This window comes from Micromonospora sp. NPDC047730, from assembly GCF_043204765.1.
Lineage (GTDB): Bacteria > Actinomycetota > Actinomycetes > Mycobacteriales > Micromonosporaceae > Micromonospora.
On the sequence record NZ_JBIDCU010000017.1, the window covers coordinates 45172 to 60282 of the forward strand.

The 15111-nt window shown below is 75.5% G+C and carries 11 protein-coding genes and 1 pseudogene; 5 read left to right on the forward strand and 7 right to left on the reverse strand.

Translation table 11 applies throughout. The features are described from left to right. The first annotated feature begins 129 nt into the window (after positions 1–129). Positions 130–636, forward strand: a complete 507-nt coding sequence (locus ACGF5G_RS28730; RefSeq protein WP_393268398.1) for an inorganic diphosphatase — start codon at positions 130–132, stop codon at positions 634–636. Positions 637–670: 34 nt separating this feature from the next. Here ACGF5G_RS28730 and eccD read toward each other — a convergent pair whose 3' ends face one another. Beyond that, positions 671–2071, reverse strand: a complete 1401-nt coding sequence (eccD, locus tag ACGF5G_RS28735; protein WP_393268401.1) for a type VII secretion integral membrane protein EccD — start codon at positions 2069–2071, stop codon at positions 671–673. 101 nt (positions 2072–2172) lie between these two features. Between eccD and eccCa the strand changes: the two genes are divergently transcribed. The 3 genes and pseudogenes from eccCa to ACGF5G_RS28750 form a co-directional block, all read left to right on the forward strand. Next, the gene (eccCa, locus tag ACGF5G_RS28740) at positions 2173–6126 is read left to right on the forward strand and encodes a type VII secretion protein EccCa (protein WP_393268403.1); all 3954 of its coding nucleotides are present in this window, start codon (positions 2173–2175) and stop codon (positions 6124–6126) included. An 88-nt stretch (positions 6127–6214) separates the two neighbouring features. Further along, positions 6215–7597: a type VII secretion-associated serine protease mycosin gene (gene mycP, locus ACGF5G_RS28745; RefSeq protein WP_393268404.1), complete on the forward strand. Its 1383-nt coding sequence runs from the start codon at positions 6215–6217 to the stop codon at positions 7595–7597. A gap of 151 nt (positions 7598–7748) precedes the next feature. Further along, positions 7749–8474 (forward strand): annotated as a pseudogene (locus tag ACGF5G_RS28750) (phosphatase PAP2 family protein); the annotation flags it as partial. 258 nt (positions 8475–8732) lie between these two features. On the opposite strand, the gene ACGF5G_RS28755 reads toward ACGF5G_RS28750, so the two are convergent. The 6 genes from ACGF5G_RS28755 to ACGF5G_RS28780 form a co-directional block, all read right to left on the reverse strand. Continuing rightward, a complete protein-coding gene (locus ACGF5G_RS28755; protein WP_357696118.1) occupies positions 8733–9911 on the reverse strand; it encodes a MarP family serine protease in 1179 nt (392 codons plus the stop codon). Between the two features lie 63 nt (positions 9912–9974). Next, positions 9975–10667, reverse strand: coding sequence for a CoA pyrophosphatase (locus tag ACGF5G_RS28760; protein WP_357696116.1), 693 nt, complete (start codon positions 10665–10667; stop codon positions 9975–9977). Between the two features lie 64 nt (positions 10668–10731). Next, positions 10732–11358 carry a TlpA family protein disulfide reductase gene (locus ACGF5G_RS28765; RefSeq protein ID WP_393268407.1) on the reverse strand — a complete coding sequence of 209 codons (627 nt, stop codon included), beginning with the start codon at positions 11356–11358 and terminating at the stop codon, positions 10732–10734. Positions 11359–11472: 114 nt separating this feature from the next. After that, positions 11473–12261: an endonuclease III gene (gene nth / locus ACGF5G_RS28770; protein WP_393268410.1), complete on the reverse strand. Its 789-nt coding sequence runs from the start codon at positions 12259–12261 to the stop codon at positions 11473–11475. Positions 12262–12322: 61 nt separating this feature from the next. Then, on the reverse strand, positions 12323–13477 hold the full coding sequence (locus ACGF5G_RS28775; protein WP_393268412.1) for a CapA family protein: 1155 nt from the start codon (positions 13475–13477) through the stop codon (positions 12323–12325). A 56-nt stretch (positions 13478–13533) separates the two neighbouring features. Next, positions 13534–14196 (reverse strand): adenosylcobinamide amidohydrolase, encoded by a 663-nt coding sequence (locus tag ACGF5G_RS28780; protein ID WP_393268415.1) that lies wholly within the window; start codon positions 14194–14196, stop codon positions 13534–13536. A 215-nt stretch (positions 14197–14411) separates the two neighbouring features. On the opposite strand from ACGF5G_RS28780, the gene ACGF5G_RS28785 reads away from it, so the two are divergent. Beyond that, positions 14412–15089, forward strand: coding sequence for a Crp/Fnr family transcriptional regulator (locus tag ACGF5G_RS28785; RefSeq protein WP_089003062.1), 678 nt, complete (start codon positions 14412–14414; stop codon positions 15087–15089). The last annotated feature ends 22 nt before the right edge of the window (positions 15090–15111 follow it).

Sequence of the window (15111 nt, forward strand, 5' to 3'; positions counted from 1 at the left end):
TGCTTGGGTGACACTACTTCGGTCCGAACACTATGCGGCGGCCGGAGCCGGCGGGTGGGCATTAACCCGACGGGAGCGGCGTGCCGCTGGTTTCCGTTAGCCAGCGTGGGCAAACGAGGGAGCGTGCAGATGGATTTCGACGTGACGGTTGAGATCCCGAAGGGTCACCGCAACAAGTACGAGGTCGACCACGCGACCGGCCGGATCCGGCTGGACCGCACGCTCTTCACCTCCACGCAGTACCCGGCGGACTACGGCTTCATCGAGGGCACCCTGGGCGAGGACGGCGACCCGCTGGACGCGCTCGTGCTGGTGCCCGAGCCCACCTTCCCGGGCTGCCTGATCCGGTGCCGCACCATCGGCATGTTCCGGATGACGGACGAGAAGGGCGGCGACGACAAGGTCCTCTGCGTTCCCTACGAGGACCCGCGCCAGGAGCACCTGCGCGACATCCACCACCTCGGCGAGTTCGACCGGCTGGAGATCCAGCACTTCTTCGAGGTCTACAAGGACCTCGAGCCGGGCAAGTCGGTCGAGGGCGCCACCTGGGTCGGCCGGCAGGAGGCCGAGGCGGAGATCGCGGCGTCGTACCGGCGCGCCAGGGAGGCCGAGGAGCGCGGCGAGTCCACGCACTGACCCGGAACCGGACGTCGACGGGCCCGGGGGCCGCTCAGCCGAGCAGCCCCCGGGCCCGTTCGTACAGGTCGAGCACCGCGCAGGCGACCGGCACCACGGAGACCACCAGGGCGGTGTCGGTCAGGTCGGCGACCCGACCGACGTACGGGGAGACCGGACGGCGGGCGTACGTGGTGCCGGCGGCCACCGCCAGCAGGGCCAGCGCCAGCCCGGCGACGACCAGCGCGAGCCGACCGGCCGGACCGGAGCGCTCGGCGAGGACGGCGCCCAGCACGGCGTACCCGGCGAGGCCGGCGACCACGGTCGGCACCCGGTGGCGCAGCGCCACGAACAGCCGGGAGCGGAGCAGCAGCACGGTCGCGGCGACCGCCACCAGCAGCCGGCCGGCCAGCCCGCCGGAGAGGCCGAGGACCAGCGCGGCGGACACCGCCAGCACGGCGTGCCCGAGCAGCATCCCGGTGAGCATCTCCTCGGTGCGGGCGACCGCCGCGTAGACGCGGTCCCGGTCGGGCAGGTCCCGGGCCCGGTCGGCGTCGCCCGGCTCGCCGGTCGGCAGGGTGATCGGGGGCAGCGGCACCTTGCCGAGCCGGATGGCCAGCAGCGGGACCGCGCCCACGGCGAAGACCAGCACGCAGAGCAGGACCGCCGCCGTCCCGGCCGGGCTGAGCAGCAGGCCGCCGAGCGCCGCCAGCGCGCCGGCGGACCCCGCGGTGGCGCCGGCCACGAAGACCCGGAGCCGGGTGGCGATGCCGACCAGCCCGAGCACCGACACCAGCAGCAGCGCCACCGAGCCGGCCAGCAGCTCGGGTGCCCCGAGCCAGCGCAGGCCGGCGACCGGCCCGACCGGGTCGCCGGAGCTGACCGCCAGGGCGCCCGTAAGGGCCGCGTACGGCAGGGCGTAGCCGCCGAGCGTCGCGCCGGTCGAGGCGTCCCCGTGGGCGCGGGACGCCACCACCCCGGCGAGGGTGAGCAGCAGCGCCACCACGGCGGCGGCCGGCCAGCCGGCCCGGTGCCCGGGCCCGCCGGCCGCCAGGGCGAGCAGCCCGACGGCCAGCGGCACGGCCGCCCCGGCCAGGGCGGCGGCCCGGGTGGCGGCGGGCGACCACGCGCCGCCGCGCCGCCGGGCCCCGTCGGCGATCGCCTCGACCACGTCGTCGTACTCCAGCTCGGGCCACTGCGCGCGGGCCGGCACGAGGTGTAGCACCTCCCCGTCGCGGACGCCCTGCGGCAGCAGCGCCTGCGCGGTGGCGAGCACCACGCCGTCGGTGCGCCGCAGCACCCAGCCGCCGTGCCGCTCGCCGTCGTCGGCGAGGCCCTCGCCGGCGTGCCGCAGCACCTCGGGCAGCAGCTCGGCCAGGGGCACCTGCTCGGGCAGGGCGACGTCGACCCGCCGCTGGGGGGCGCTGATGGTGACCCGGGCCAACCCGATTGTCATCGACCGGTCTCCATATCGAACGGGATTGGTGGCTGCGCGGACGACAGGACTTTACCTACCATGTGTCGGGCTCGGGTCACCGAGCGCTGTCAGGAGGTCGAGTGTCCACTGTCGTCATCAAGCGGCCACCCCGACGTCCGGCACCGGAGATCCCGGTCGGCGAGCTGCCGGTGGACGCGCCGCCGGAGATCCCCGCCGTCACCGGCGGGCGCTGGCAGCAGCTGCTGATGGTGCTGCCGATGCTCGGCGGCACGGTGGCGATGGCGATGATGTTCGGTCGCGGCGGCGGGGCGTACTCGTACGTGGTCGGGGGCATGTTCGGGCTCTCCTCGCTGGCCATGCTGGTGACCTCGTGGGGCAGCGCCTCCGGCATGCCGAAGAAGTCCGAGATGATGGCCGCCCGGCGGGAGTACCTGCGGCACCTGACGGCGCTGCGGCGTCGGGTCCGGCACACCGCCGGGCAGCAGCGCGCCGGGCTCTACTACCGGCACCCGGATCCCGGCCGGCTCTGGTCGACCGTCGACAGCCACCGGGTCTGGGAACGGCGCCCCGCCGACCCGGACTTCGCGGTGGTCCGGGTCGCCGTCGGCCCGCAGACCCTCGCGACCCCGCTGGTCCCGCCGGTCACCCGCCCGCTCGAGGAACTGGAGCCGATGACGGCGGGCGCGCTGCGCCGGTTCCTGGACGCGTACTCCGTGGTGCCCGACCTGCCGGTGGCACTCTCGCTGCGCAGCTTCGCCCGGGTCTTCGTCCGGGACGCCACCGGCGGTCCGGGCGACGGGTCGGCCGGCCAGGCGTTGGCCCGGGCGATGCTCGCCCAGCTCGCGGTCTTCCACGCCCCGGACGAGCTGCTCGTCGCGGTCTGCGCCGGGCCGGAGCGGCGGGCCGCCTGGGAGTGGGTCAAGTGGCTGCCGCACGCCCACCACCCCACCCGCACCGACGCCCTCGGCCCGGTGCGGCTGGTCACCAGCGCCGCAGCCGAGTTGGAACGGCTGCTCGACGAGGTGCTGGCCAGCCGGTCCCGGTTCAGCCCGGCCGGGCCCGCCACCGACGGCCCGCACGTGGTGGTGGTGCTCGACGGGGGCGACCTGACCGGCGCCACCGACCTGACCGGGGACGGCGGCATCGACGCGGTTACGGTGATCGACCTGGACACCCCGCCGCCGCGCCTGCTCGACCGGTTCGCGCTGCTGCTGGAGCTGCGCCACGGCCGGCTGCACTCCCACTCGGCCGAGGGGCACGCCGAGGTGGGCACGGCCGACCGGCTCGACCCGGTCGACGCCGAGGCGATCGCCCGGCGGCTGGCCCCGCTGCGGCTGGCCACCGCCGTACGCGGCCCGGACGCCCCGCCGGGCGCCGAGCCGGGCCTGCCCGAGCTGCTCGGTCTGGGCGACCCGGAGGGCTTCACCGCCGAGCAGGGCTGGGCGCCCCGCTCCGCCCGGGAGCGGCTGCGGGTGCCGATCGGGGTGGGCGCCGACGGCGGCGCCATCGAGCTGGACCTCAAGGAGTCGGCGCAGGACGGGATGGGGCCGCACGGCCTGCTGATCGGGGCGACCGGCTCCGGCAAGTCGGAGCTGCTGCGCACGCTGGTGCTCGGGCTGGCCGCCACGCACAGCTCGGAGCAGCTCAACTTCGTGCTGATCGACTTCAAGGGCGGCGCCACGTTCGCCTCCTTCGACCGGCTCCCGCACACCGCCGCGGTGATCACCAACCTGGCCGACGCGCTCCCGCTGGTCGACCGGATGGTCGACGCGATCAACGGCGAGCTGGTGCGGCGCCAGGAGCTACTGCGCCGGGCCGGCAACTTCGCCAGCCTGCGCGACTACGAACGCGCCCGCGCCGCCGGCACCCCGCTCGCCCCGCTGCCGTCGCTGCTGCTGATCTGCGACGAGTTCTCCGAGCTGCTCTCGGCCAAGCCCGACTTCATCGACCTCTTCGTGCAGATCGGCCGGCTGGGCCGGTCACTCGGCGTGCACCTGCTGCTGGCCTCGCAGCGGCTGGAGGAGGGGCGGCTGCGCGGGCTGGACACCCACCTGTCGTACCGGATCGGGTTGCGGACCTTCTCCGCGCTGGAGTCCCGGACGGTGCTCGGCGTGCCGGACGCGCACGAGCTGCCCCGCTCCCCCGGGCACGGCTACCTGCGCTTCGGCACCGAGCCGCTGGTGCGGTTCAAGGCCGCGTACGTCTCCGGGGCGCTCCGCCGGCGCGGCGCGGCACCGGGCGCGGGCGGCGCGGGAGCCCCGCGCCTGCTCGCCTTCTCCACGCACCTCGTGCCGAAGCCGGAGCCGGTCGGGCCGCCCGCCCTGCCCTCGGCCGACGAGGGCGAGACCGGGAGCCTGCTGGAGCTGATGGTCGACCGGTTGGCCGGCCAGGGCCCGCCCGCGCACCAGGTCTGGCTGCCCCCGCTCGGGCGGGCGCCGGCGCTGGACGAGCTGCTCGGGCCGGTCGCCGCCGACCCGGCGCGCGGGCTCGCCTTCGGCAACCCGGAGCTGCACGGCGCGTTGCAGGTGCCGGTGGCGGTGGTCGACAAGCCCTTCGAGCAGCGCCGCGACCTGCTCTGGTTGTCGCTGGAGGGCGCCGCCGGGCACGTCGCGGTCGTCGGCGGGCCGCAGAGCGGCAAGTCGACGGCGCTGCGCACGCTGATCTGCGCGCTGGCGCTCACCCACACCCCGGCCGAGGTGCAGGTCTACTGCCTCGACTTCGGCGGCGGCGGGCTGGCCGCGCTGCGCGACCTGCCGCACGTCGGGGGCGTCACCGGCCGCGCCGACCCGACGGCCGTCCGGCGTACGGTCGGCGAGATCGCCACCCTGCTGGTCGACCGGGAACGCCGCTTCGCCGAGCTGGGCGTGGAGTCGATGGCCGCCTGGCGGCAGCGGCGGGCCGCGGCGGCCGGCACCGGCCCGGGCGCCGACCCGTTCGGCGACGTGTTCCTGGTGGTGGACGGCTGGACCACCCTGCGCGGCGAGTACGACGACCTGGAGCCGCTCGTCACCGACCTGGCCACCCGGGGCCTGTCGTACGGGGTGCACGTGGTGGCGACGGCGGTGCGCTGGCTGGACTTCCGGCCGGCGATCCGGGACCTCTTCGGTTCCCGGCTGGAGCTGCGCCTCGGCGACCCGTCCGACTCGCTGGTGGCCCGCCGGGCGGCGGCGAACGTGCCGGAGAAGACCCCCGGCCGGGGCGTCACCGCGGAGAGCCTGCACTTCCTCACCGCGCTGCCGCTGCTGGCCGCCTCCGGCGGGGACACCACCGATCTCGTCAAGCGGGTCGTCGGGAGCTGGACGGGGCCGGCCGCGCCCCCGGTGCGGCTGCTGCCGCCGGTGCTCCCGTACGCCGAGCTGGACCTGACCTCGACCACCGGCCTGCGCATCCCGGTCGGGATCGCCGAGGCGGACCTGCGCCCGGTGGTGCTGGACTTCGCCACCGAGCCGCACTTCGTGGTCTTCGGCGACGCCGAGTGCGGCAAGTCGTCGTTCCTGCGCGCGCTGGCCACCTCGATCATCACCCGGTTCACCCCCGAGCAGGCCCGGGTGATCCTGGTCGACTACCGGCGCAGCCTGTCGGACCTCACCGAGGCCCCGCACCTGATCGGGTACGGCTCCGCCGCGGCGCACACCACCGAGCTGATCGATTCGGCCGCGGGCTACATGCACGGCCGGGCTCCCGGGCCGGAGGTCACTCCCGCGCAACTGCGGGAGCGGTCGTGGTGGTCCGGGCCGGAGCTGTTCGTGCTCGTGGACGACTACGACCTCGTGGCCGGCGGGCCGGCCAACCCGCTGCGCGCGCTGGAGGAGCACCTGCCGCACGCCCGGGACGTCGGGCTGCACCTGGTGCTCGTCCGACGCTCCGGCGGCGCCGGCCGGGCCCAGTACGAGCCGATCGTGCAGCGTCTCCGCGAGCTGTCCACGGCCGGGCTGGTGATGGCGGGCAGCCCGGACGAGGGGGCGCTGGTCGGTCCGGTCCGGCCCGGGCCGCTGCCCCCGGGGCGCGGCCGGCTCGTCACCCGGCGCGAGGGCGTACGGCTGGTCCAGCTGGCGTATCTGCCGTCGCCGTGACGGGTGTCCCCGGATCGCCCCGCAAGGCCGCGGGGAACCGGTAATCTCCGATCGTCATGTTTGCGTCTGGGATGAACGGCTTGAGGATGTGACCACGGTGCGGCACAGCTGTCCGCCGGCGGGCCGGCGGATCGCCGGACGCGCGTTGCTCGGGGTGGCGGCTGCCGTCGCCTCGGTTGCCGGTCCGGTCACCCCGGCCGACGCCGCCCCCCGACCGGTCGCCGCCGCCCAGCCGGTCGCCGCCGTCCCGGTGCCGCTCGCGCCCACCGACAGCCAGAGCCGCCCCGACCAGATCCGCGACGAGCAGTGGCAGCTCGACGCGTTGCAGGCGAAGGCGGCCTGGCGCAGCTCGACCGGGCGCGGGGTCACCGTCGCGGTGATCGACTCCGGGGTGGACGCCTCCCACCCCGACCTGGCCGGCCAGGTGCTGCCCGGCCTCGACCTGGTCGACCCCGGGGGCTCCGCCGACGAGCCCGACCCGGTCGGCCACGGCACGACCGTGGCCGGGCTGATCGCCGGGCGGAACGACGACAAGCGCGGCGCGGTGGGCCTCGCGCCCGACGCCCGGATCCTTCCGGTCCGCGTCCTCGACGCCGAGAACCGCTACGACGACGCGATGATCGTCGCCAAGGCTGTGCGCTGGGCCGTGGACAACGGCGCCCAGGTGATCAACCTGTCCCTCGGCGGCAGCGGCGACAGCGCCGCCCTGGCCGCCGCGATCGACTACGCCTTCGCCCGGGACGTGGTGGTGATCGCCTGCACCGGCAACGTGGCCACCTCGTCCAGCTCAGAGGTCTGGTACCCGGCCCGGGAGCCCGGCGTGATCGCGGTCGCCGGGCTGGACCGCGACAGCGACGACCTCTGGTCCGGGTCGATCACCGGGCGGGCCACGGCGCTCGCCGCCCCGGCCACCAGCCTGGTCGGGGCCCGCCCCGGCGGCTACTGGCGCGTGCAGGGCACGAGCTTCGCGGCGCCGCTGGTCGCCGCCACCGCCGCGCTGGTGCGGGCCCGCTACCCGCAGCTCTCCGCCGGCGACGTGGTGAACCGGCTGCTGACCACCGCCCGCGACATCGGCCCGACCGGTCGGGACGACCGCTTCGGGTACGGCCTGGTCGACCCGGTCGCCGCGCTGGACGCCGAGGTGACCCCGGTGGGCCGCAACCCGCTCGACGACCATTCCTCGCCGGGCGTGGTCGGGTTCGGTCCCGCGCCCGGCTCGGCGCAGGCCGACGTCTCCGGGGCCGGCAGCGACCGGCTCGGCCTCACCGTGCCGCGTGGGCAGACCCACTGGGCGGCGCAGCCGGCGGGCACGCACGAGGAGGCCACGCCGGAGCGGCTCTGGGCCGGGGCCGCCCTCTTCGTCGCCCTGCTCACCGGGGCGGCGTTGATGGTGCGCCGGTTCCGCCAGTGGACCCCACCGGCCGCCCCGCCTCGCCCGGCCCGGGTGGAGCGCCGCCCGCCCGCGAGCTGAGTCGGCGATCCGAGCCGGCGGGCGAGTTGGCAGCCCGAGCCGGCGGGTTGGGGCGGCGGCCGGGCCGACCCGACCAGCACCCGCACGGCGAGGGCGATCCGACTGCCCGGTCCGCGTCTGGCCGGCCCGGGTACCGGGTAGAACGGATGTCATGAGCACGCCGGGCCCGCGTACCCTCGCCGCGCCGCCGCGACCCTCGTGGCGCAGCCGCCGCCTGCACCCTGACCACTCCCGCAGCCTGCGGCTCACCCTCGCCGTCGGGGCCGCGTTCCTGGTGGTGGTGCCGTTCACGCTGCTGGCGCTCCTGGTCCTGGGAGACTGGCCCCCGCTGCGCCGGCTGGACACGGCGGTGACCGACGCGCTGGCCGGCTACGCCGCCGAGCACCCGGCGTGGGTACGCCTGATGTCCCTCTGGACCGACGTGTTCGCCCCGATGCCGCTGCGTGTCGGCGCACTGGTCCTGGTCCTCTGGCTGGTGCGGCGGGGGGCCCGGCAACTGGCGGTCTGGGTCGCCGTCACGATGACGGTGGGCGGCCTGCTCAGCCCGCTGCTCAAGCTGCTCTTCGGCCGGTCGCGGCCCGACCTGCCCGACCCGGTGGCCCAGGCGCCCGGTCTGGCCTTCCCGTCGGGGCACGCGCTCAACGCCGCCCTGGCCGCCGGGGTGCTGCTGGTGGTGTTCCTCCCGCACGCCGGGCCGGTCGCCCGCCGGATGATGGTCGCCGCCGCGCTGCTGCTCGCCCTGGTGACCGGCTTCAGCCGGGTCGCCCTCGGCGTGCACTGGACCAGCGACGTGCTGGCCGGCTGGCTCCTCGGCGTGGCCGTGGTCGCCGCGACCGCCGCCGCCCTCACCGTCTGGCGGGCCACCCCGCCCGGCCGCCCGTCCCGACGCGGGCAACGCCCGCCGGGCACGGACCGCCCGGGGCGGCCGGCAGAGCCCGGCCCGTCGGGCGCCGACCGCCGGGAACGGCCGTCCGGACATGGGCCGGCGCGCGCCGGGCGCCCGAAACCGCCGTCGGAACCCGGGCCGGTGGGCGGTGTGGGCGGTGTGGCACCGCGCTGACGGGCCTCCGCGCCGACGCCGACCGGGAGATTACGCAACTGCTTCCCGTCGCCCCCGCGACCCGGCGGGCAGCGGTCAGGTGCACTCGCCGGTGCCGACGGCGCGGGTGCGCTCGGCACCGGCCAGGGCGACCGGGCGGGCCTCGGCCGCGGTCACCGCGAACCCGGTGTTCGGGTCGTCGGCCGCCGCCGCGAAGATCACCCCGAGGACCAGGCCGTTCGACGAGACCAGCGGGCCGCCGGAGTTGCCGCTCTGCACGAGCGCCCGGATCGTGTAGATCTCCCGGGTCACGTTGCCGGCGGAGTAGATGTCCGGCCCGGTGATCCGGTCGACGTCCCGGACCCGCGCCGACTGGGCGTTGTACGGCCCGTCGAGCGGGAAGCCCAGCACGATGGCGTCCGCGCCGCTACCCGCGTTGCCGGCGGCGAAGCGCATCGAGGGGCCGGGCAGCCCGGGCACGTGCAGCACGGCCAGGTCCCGGTCGGGGTCGTAGACGACCACCTTGCTGTCGTACCGGTCGCCGTTCAGCTCGACGACCGTGGAGCGGGTGCCGGCGACAACGTGCGCGTTGGTCATGACCCGGTCGTCCGCGTAGACGAAGCCGGAGCCCTCGATGCGGCGCGAGCAGCTCGGGGCGGAGCCGAGCACCTTGACGACCGACCGCTGGCTGTTGACCACCACCTGCGAGCCGGCGAGCGCCGGGTCGGGCGGGGACACCTGCCGGGCGCGGGTGGGCGCCAGGTCGCCGAAGACGTCGGGGAAGCCGTTCGTGTCGACGGTGTCCCGCAGCGCCGTGGAGAGCTGCTGCGCCTGGTCCGGCAGGACCCGGTCCACCACGGTGAGCAGCGCGCTGTTGCGAACCGAGGAGGCCAGCCAGGGCAGCGACGACGAGCCCAGCGGCACCGCGACGAGCCAGGCGACCAGCAGCACCGCGAAGAGCGAGACGAACGCCCCGCCGATGTCGTCGGCCCGCCTGCCCACGTCGCTGGTGATCACCTTGCGCAGGTGCGAACCGACCCAGCCGGCGAGCGCCTGGCCGACCACCGCCAGCCCGAAGACCGCCACCAGGGAGATCAGCACGCGGGTGCCGCTGTCGACGAACTGCTGCGCCAGCAGCGGCCCGACCTGGAGACCCACCAGCGCGCCCAGGAAGAAGCCGCTGAACGACAGCACCCCGATGACGAAGCCCTGGCGGTATCCGCTGATCGCGAACACGAGCATGAGCAGCAGCAGTACGAGATCCACGGCGGACACGCGTCAAGCGTACGGGCACCCGGCCCGCGGAATGACCATCGCGTGCGGAAGGTGACCGTCCGTTCAGCGCACCGGAGTCTCGTCCACCGCGTCCGTGCCGGCCGAGGGCGCCGGGGTGGCCCCGGTCGGCGGCAGGTCGACGACCCGGTCGCGCGGCCACGGGCGGGCCCAGCCACCCATCTCCAGCAGGGCGGCCAGGACCCCGGCGGTGAAGCCCCAAACGAGCATCCCGCGCGCCGAGAACGCCGGGCCGATCCAGCCGCTCGGGTGGCGTACGCGCATCCGGTTCTCCGGGTCGACCAGCTCGCTGACCGGCAGCCGGGCCACGTGCGCCACCTCGGCCGGCTCCCGGGGGTGCACCGGGTGCGGGGCGTGCCACCAGGCGAGCACGGGGGTGACCACGAAGTCGCTGACCGGGATCCAGAGCTTCGGCAGCTCGGCCAGGACGGTGACGCTGGCCGGGTCGAGGCCGACCTCCTCGTTGGCCTCGCGCAGCGCGGTCGCCGGGGCGTCCGCGTCCTCCGGGTCGGCCGCGCCGCCGGGGAAGGCCGGCTGGCCGGCGTGGTTGCGCAGGGTGGCCGCCCGCTGGAGGATCAGCACGTCCGGGCCGGCGCCGGGCTCCTCGCCGAGCAGCACCAGCACGGCGCTCTCCCGCCCGCCGGTCTCCGGGGTGGCCAGCCTGGTGAAGTCCTCGCTGCGCGCGCTGCCCAGCCGGGCGAGCAGCGGGTCGAGCCAGCCCGGCGGCTGTCGGCTCACGCCGACACCTCCGCGCCCCACCGTGCCCACCGGCGACGCACGCCCGCACCTGCCCACCGGCGGCTCACGCCGGCACCGCCAGGCCGAGGTGCTGCCGGACCAGTTCCGCCAGGCGGGCGTCGTCGAGCGTGCCGGAGGAGTCGACGTGCCGGACGTTGCCCTGCCCGTCGACGAAGACGGTCAGGGGGATGGCCTTGCGCCGCAGCTCCTGCTTCAGCCGCTCGCCCCGGTCGACCAGCACCGGGAAACGGACCCCGAAGTCCTCGCCGATGGCCTGGGCGCCCTCGCGGCTGTCCCCGCTGTTCACCCCGATCACCCGGAGCTGGCCGGCAGCCCGGTCGCTGAGCCGCTGGAAGGCGGGCAGCTCGTCGCGGCAGGGCGGGCACCAGGAGGCCCAGACGTTGACCACGGCCGGGCCGCGCAGCTCCCGGAGGGCGACCGGCGCGCCGCCGGTGAAGCAGTCCAGGGTCAGGTCGGGCAGTGCCTGCCCCGCGCCCCCCGACGCCGACGCCGGGGCGCCGGACGCGGGCGGGCTGCCGAGCGCCGAGCAGTCCTGGAACGGCGACGGCCGGTTCGCGGCGGCCTCCTGCCGGCCGGTCGGGCCGCTCTCCTCCTCGGTGCCGTTGCCGGCGGTGCACCCGCCCACGGCCAGCAGCACGGGTACGAGCAGGGCGGCGAGTCGGCGGTTCATCGGTTCACCCTGGTTCGCGACTGCGGGGCTCGCAACACCGGCTCACTCCTCGCGCTCATCGGTTCACCGTGGTTCGCGACTGCGGGGCTCGCAACACCGGCTCACTCCTCGCACTCACGGTGCCTCCGCCACGACGGCCTGGACGGGCACCAGCTCCGGGTCGACCCCGGCGGCCACCGCCAGGTCCCGGGCGCGGGGGCCCTTGAGCAGCCGCGCGGCCGCCGCCGGCTCGGTCGGCCCGGTGCCGTACGACGGGCAGAGCTTCGCCAGCGTGCACGCGCCGCAGGCCGGCTTGCGGGCGTGGCAGACCCGCCGGCCGTGGAAGATCACCCGGTGCGACAGCATCGTCCAGTCCCGCCGGGGGAAGAGCGCCCCGATCGCGTGCTCGATCTTCACCGGGTCGGTCTCGGCGGTCAGCCGCCAGCGCTGCACCAGCCGCCCGAAGTGGGTGTCGACGGTGATCCCGGGCACACCGAAGGCGTTGCCGAGGATGACGTTGGCGGTCTTGCGGCCGATGCCGGGCAGCGTCACCAGGTCGACGAGCTTGCCGGGGACCCGGCCGTCGTACCGCTCGACGAGGGCCTGACCGAGCTTGATCAGGGAGTCCGTCTTGTTGCGGTAGAAGCCGGTGGGCCGGATCAGCTCCTCCATCTCCGTCCGGTCCGCCCCGGCGTAGTCGGCGGCGGTCGGGTAACGGGCGAAGAGCTTCGGGGTGACCTCGTTGACCTTCTTGTCCGTGCACTGCGCGGAGAGGATCGTCGCGACGGCCAACTCCAGGGGGCTGGAGTGGTCGAGTTCACAGTGCGCGTCGGGGTGGGTCTCGGTCAGCGCCCGGCCGATCCGCCGGGCGCGGCGCGTACGCCCGAGGTCGGTCTCGGTGGAGCCGGAGGAGCTGGTGGTCACGCCGGCCAGCCTACGTCGCCGGTGTGACCGGACGCCGGGGCCACGCGCCGCCCCGCCCCGGTCAGCCGCCCTGCGGCGGGCTGATCGCCCCGGAGTCGTCGAACCGGGCGCCGGTCTCCGGGAAGTCGCTGCGGGTGAGCTGCTTCACGAGGCCCAGGCCGCGGTCGTCGCCGTCCATCGTCGGCTTGCCGGCGGAGTTCATGTACGTCGAGACGAACGACCCCCCGGCCCAGCTGCCGTCCGGCTTCAGCGACACCTTGAGCACCCCGCCCCAGCCGAGCCGGCCGGCGTTGCTCAGCGAGTTGCCCCCGCCGGCGAAGTTGCCCAGGCTGTACGCGATCAGCCGGCCCTTGTAGAACTCCATGCCGCGCAGCACGTGCGGGCCGTGCCCGACGATCAGGTCCGCCCCGGCGTCGATCATCGCCTTGGAGAACTTGACGGGGTCGCCCCGGTTCTCGCCGAGGAACATCTCGGTGCCCGGCCGCACCCGGGTCTTGTCGGCCCCCTCGCCGCCCATGTGCACCTGCACCACGACCACGTCGGCCTGACCGGCCGCCTTGGCGATCACCCGCTTCGCCTCGGCGATGTCGACGAGGCTGTTGGACCAGACGTACGACGAGAAGCCGGCGACCGCGACCTTGACCCCCTTGACGTCGACCACGGTGATCTGGTCGGGCGCCCCGGTGTGCGCGAGGTCGTGCTTCTCCAGCGCCTTCTGGGTGTTCTCGTAGCCCTTCGGGCCGAAGTCGTAGCCGTGGTTGTTGGCCTGGTTGAGCAGGTCGAAGCCGGCGTCGCGCAGGTGCGCCGCGTAGTCCGGCGGGGCGCGGAACTGGAAGCAGCGGGTCGAGTTCGGGCCGCACTTGCCGGTGCCGGTGTCGACGGTGAGCGGCTCCTCCAGGTTGCCCATCACCAGGTCGGCGGCGAGCGCCTTCTCGACGGAGTCGAAGAAGCCCTTGCCACCGTTGGCGGGCAGCCGGTTCGGCGCGTTGCCCATGATGATGTCGCCGGTCGCGGAGAGCGAGATCGCCTGCTCTGCGGGCTGTGCGGGCTGGCTGGAGCGGACCGGGGCGCCGGTGCCGCCGGCACCCCGGCCGGGCTGCCAGACGGGGTCGCCCCCGGACCCGGGCTGGCCGCAGCCGGCGGCGAGCAGGACGGTGAGCAGCGCGCCCAGGGCGGGCGCGACCCGGCGGGGCGGAGGGGAGGCGGCAGAGTACATCGAGCGCGACCCTATCGGGTATGCAACGCCGGGACGAGACCCGATCGGACGGATGTTCAGCCAGTCGGCCGATCGGACCACGGGACCACGGTGCCCGCCCCGCCGGCCGTCACGGCGGCGTGCACGGCCCGGGCCAGCGGGGCACCCCAGGTGGAGCGCGGTCCGCCGTACGCCGACTCCGGGCCGTCGAGCGGGCAGAGCACGGTGACGGCGTCGGTGGGGGTGCCGGTGCCGGGCACGCCCAGTTCCGCGATCGCCTGCGCCTTCGCCTCGGTGGCGGTCGCCACCGCGTTGACCAGGGCGGCGTCGCCGAGCCGGGCCGGGACGTACACCACGATGTTGACCGTGCCGACCCGCTGGCCGGGCGCCGCCGGGGCGGGCTCGGCCGCCCAGACCGGGGTGCCCAGGCCGACGGTGGCCCAGACCCGCACCCCGGTGTCCGTCCGGGCGACCACCTCGGCGACGTCCACCCCGGTCAGCAGGCCCACCCCGGGTCCGTCGAGGTCGAGCCCGCCGGCCAGTCCGGCCAGGTGGTCGGCCGGGTCGTCCCGGTCGTACGACATGGGTACGGTCGCGTTGACGACCCAGCGCCGGACGCCGATCCCGCCGCCCAGCGGCGCGGAACTCACCGCGCGCAGCGGGCGGTCGGCGCGCCAGACCAGCAGCGGGACGTCCCGACCGTCCTCCCGACGGGCGGTCAGCACGGGTTCGCTCAGCACGCGGTGACCCTACGACCCGGCACCCGCCGGCCCGCCGGCGCCCGGACGGCGCGCGATCTTACTGCTTGATCACGTCGGGCGGGTTACGCCCAACGATCAAGATTCCAGGGGTGCACCTCTGATTCCAGCTCACGTGCGCCTAGACTGGCCACGCGCGAGGGATCAGCGGACGGCGGACCCGGCCGACGGACGGCACGCGCAGGTGGAGGTGCGCGATGGACGAGGTACTGGCCCGCAGCGGGATCTTCCAGGGCGTCGACCCGGAGGCTGCCGAGGCGCTCGCCAAGGAGATGGAGACGCTCGAGGTCCGCAAGGGCGAGATCGTCTTCAACGAGGGCGAGCCCGGCGACAGTCTCTACATCCTGCTGTCCGGCAAGATCAAGGTGGGTCGCCGGGCGGCCGACGGCCGGCAGAACCTGATCGCCGTGATGGGCCCGTCGGACATGGTGGGCGAGCTGTCGCTCTTCGACCCCGGCCCGCGTACGGCGACGGCCACCGCGGTCACCGACACCCGGTTGGTGCGGCTGCGCAAGCAGGCCCTGCGCCCGTGGCTGAACAACCGGCCGGAGATCGCCGAGCAGCTGCTCCGCGTGCTCGCCCGCCGGCTGCGGCGGACGAACGACTCGCTGGCCGACCTGATCTTCACCGACGTGCCCGGTCGCGTCGCCAAGAACCTGCTCCAGATGGCCGGCCGCTTCGGCACCCGCGACGGCGGCGTGCTCCGGGTGACCCACGACCTCACCCAGGAGGAGATCGCCCAGCTCGTCGGCGCCTCCCGGGAGACCGTCAACAAGGCGCTGGCCGACTTCGCCTCGCGCGGGTGGCTGCGCCTGGACGGCAAGAGCATCATCATCCTCGACCCGGAGCGCCTGGCCCGCCGCGCCCGCGTCTGACGCCGCCGCGGCCGGGGTCCAC

What these genes read in the sequence shown, in the direction of transcription:
- ACGF5G_RS28730 (WP_393268398.1), top strand. Translation starts at nt 130, where the DNA reads ATGGATTTCGACGTGACGGTTGAGATCCCGAAGGGTCACCGCAACAAG.
- eccD (WP_393268401.1), bottom strand. Translation starts at nt 2,071, where the DNA reads ATGACAATCGGGTTGGCCCGGGTCACCATCAGCGCCCCCCAGCGGCGG.
- ACGF5G_RS28765 (WP_393268407.1), bottom strand. Translation starts at nt 11,358, where the DNA reads ATGAACCGCCGACTCGCCGCCCTGCTCGTACCCGTGCTGCTGGCCGTG.
- ACGF5G_RS28775 (WP_393268412.1), bottom strand. Translation starts at nt 13,477, where the DNA reads ATGTACTCTGCCGCCTCCCCTCCGCCCCGCCGGGTCGCGCCCGCCCTG.
- ACGF5G_RS28785 (WP_089003062.1), top strand. Translation starts at nt 14,412, where the DNA reads ATGGACGAGGTACTGGCCCGCAGCGGGATCTTCCAGGGCGTCGACCCG.